This window comes from Rhizobacter sp. P3_B12, assembly GCF_056402895.1.
The window spans coordinates 1-2614 of record NZ_JBFUGN010000873.1; the positions used below are offsets into that span (position 1 = coordinate 1).

3 protein-coding genes are annotated in these 2614 nt (G+C 70.8%); all 3 read right to left on the minus strand.

The genetic code is table 11. The features are described 5' to 3' along the window. The coding region (locus AC1D01_RS29365) for an alpha/beta fold hydrolase (RefSeq protein WP_477872709.1) at nucleotides 1–697 on the minus strand (697 nt) is incomplete at its 3' end. Beyond that, complete coding sequence (locus tag AC1D01_RS29370; RefSeq protein ID WP_477872711.1) at nucleotides 694–1488, minus strand: esterase/lipase family protein; 795 nt, start codon at nucleotides 1486–1488, stop codon at nucleotides 694–696. The genes AC1D01_RS29365 and AC1D01_RS29370, both read right to left, overlap by 4 nt. Nucleotides 1489–1540: 52 nt before the next feature. After that, the coding region (locus tag AC1D01_RS29375) for a WS/DGAT domain-containing protein (RefSeq protein ID WP_477872713.1) at nucleotides 1541–2614 on the minus strand (1074 nt) is incomplete at its 5' end.

A 2614-nucleotide genomic window follows, 5' to 3' on the forward strand; every position in this document is an offset into this window, starting at 1 on the left:
TCGGCGCCAGCCGCGCACTGCGGTCGCCATCGGCCACGATCGCGACCAGCTGCCGCCCGGTGCCCGCCGGCCGCCAGGCCCGCGCCACCGCGGCGCGCAGCTTGTCCTGCATCCACTGCGGATCGGGCCGGTAGCCCGGGCTGCCGATCAGGTGCATGAAGCGGCCCAGGTGCGCCGCCACCGATTCGGGGTTGTGCGGATCCTCCGGGCGGCTCAGCAGCGCACGCCGCACCTCGGGCGTGGCCGTCGGCAGCCGGCGCGCGCCGGTGGTGGTCATCATCAGCGTCAGGCTCTTCACGCGCTGCGGATGGTGAATGGCCATCAGCTGCGCAACCATGCCGCCCATCGACGCGCCGCACACATGCGCCTGCGCGATGCCCAGCGCATCGAGCACGCCGGCCGCATCGTCGGCCAGCGCGCGCAGCGGATACGGCGGGCGTATCGGCAGGTGCAAGGCGTACTTCATCGCGGCCAGCGGCAGGTTGGGCACGCCCAGCGCATCGAAACCCTGGCTCAGGCCGGCGTCGCGGTTGTCGAAGCGGATCACGCGGAAGCCCCTGGCCACCAGCATCTGCACCAGCTCGTCGGGCCAGGCCGTCAACTGCATGCCCAGGCCCATCACCAGCAGCAGCGGCTCGCCCTGCGGCGAACCATGGTCTTCGACCTCGAGCGAAATGCCGTTGGCCGCGAGCTTCATGCCGCGGCGGTCTTGAAGAACCACCGCCGCGCACCATCGGCCTCGAAGCGCCGCCAGTGCGCCGGGTCCTGCGCGAGCCGGTCGGCGATCGCATAGAGCGCCAGCGGGTTCATGCCCATGCCCATGTGGCTGGCATGCACCTCGATGTTCTCGGCCTGCGGCGATGCCTCGTTGATGCTGCACTGCCACGCGACGACGCCGTCGGTGCGCGAGTAGATCGAGGTGGTAGGCACCGGCGGCGGCCGGCGCACCTGCTCGAGCAGGGCCGGGTCGTGCACGCTCTGGCCGCTGACCCATTCGTAGAGGCGCCATGCGTTGGTCGCCCGCGGGTGGCCAGTGAACGGGGTGCCGAGCGTGATCACGCAGCGCGTCTGCTGCGGGCGCACCTTCGCGACCTCGCGCGCGTACACGCCGCCCAGGCTCCAGCCGATCAGGCTGACCGGCTGCTGGTGGCGGCGGTGCAGCAGGTCGAGCGTCTCGGCGCAGCGCTCGAGCACGCCCTCGCGCGGGCCGAAATTGAAGCCCTGCTCCCACGGGTAAGGCACGTAGCCGCGGTCGCGCAGGAAGTTGCGCAACGGCACGGTCGTGAAATCGGCGGCGGCGAGACCCGGGAAGACCAGCACCGGGTGGCCATCGCCGGGCGGCAGCTTGTCGAGCGCGCGGTTGAGCACCGGGGACGACGCGAGCATCGCCGCGAACTCCCAGGGCGCGCGCCCTTCGAGCATCAGGAGCAAGGCATTGGGGGCCTTCAGATCGTCGTGGGAAGACTGCTGCGCGCCGTCACGAGGCATGGTGGGGGGCCGCGTCGGGCCGTCGTGAATACGCTTGCATCTTAGTGGGCAATCAGCCGGCGGCGGCGGCTTTGGCTGGAGCCTTGGCCCTAGGCTTGGYGGTGGCCTTCGGCCGGGGCTTGGGTGCTGGCCTGGATGCGGGCTCGGGTGTCGCCTTGGCGACAGGCTCGCTGGTGGCCGGCAGCGCCAGCAACTCGGCCAGTGCTTCCTGCAGATGCTCGGCGAGTTCCGCCACCTCGGGCATCGCCTTCGCGCACGCCATCAAGCCGAAATCCAGCGATTGGTCGTAGCTCTGCACCGTGATGTTGAGCGCGACGCCATGGACGACGATCGACGCCGGGTAGTTGGTCAGCATGCGCGCGCCGGCCATGTACAGCGGAAACGCCGGCCCGGGCACGTTGGAGATCACGACGTTGGCGATCGGCGGGAGCCGGTCGGCCACCTTCGCCTTGCCATACAGCGAGGTGACGGTGCTCATCAGCCACGGCACGCCGAGCGACGGGAAATCGGTGGGCATCAGGCTCTTGACGCTGCCTAGCGTGGATTTCATTGCGGCGCTGGCGGCCTTGACGTACAGCAGGCGCTCCATCGGGTCGGCGACATGGGTGCCGAGGTTGACGACCGTCATCGAGGCCTGGTTGTTCGCGGTCGTGTCGCCGGCCGCGCGGGTGGACACCGGCACCGCCGCCACCATCGACTTGCGCGGCAGCGGGCCGTGCTGCAAAAAGTGCCGCCGCAGCGCGCCGCCGCACAGCATCAGCACGACATCGTTCAGCGTCGCGCCGTGCGCGCGGCGCAGCGCCTTGATCTGCGCGATCGGCAGGCTGACGCCGGCGAAGGCGCGGCCGTCGGTCACCGAGGCGTTGAGGCGCGTGCGCGGCGCGAGGCCGATCGATGCGCCGCCAGTGCTGCCGCGCACCTGGGCCACCGCCCTGCCGGCCACGCTGCGCACGCCTTGCGTGGCCACCTGGGAGAGCGCGCCGACCGTCGACGGCAAGGCCTTCACCAGGTTGCCGTACTGCTGCAACTGGTTCGCGAGCACGCCGCTCAGCATGTCGGCGAGGCCGATGTCCAGCTTCTTCGCGGGGCGTGCCTCGCGCTCGATGCTGCACGGCGTGGCCTGCAC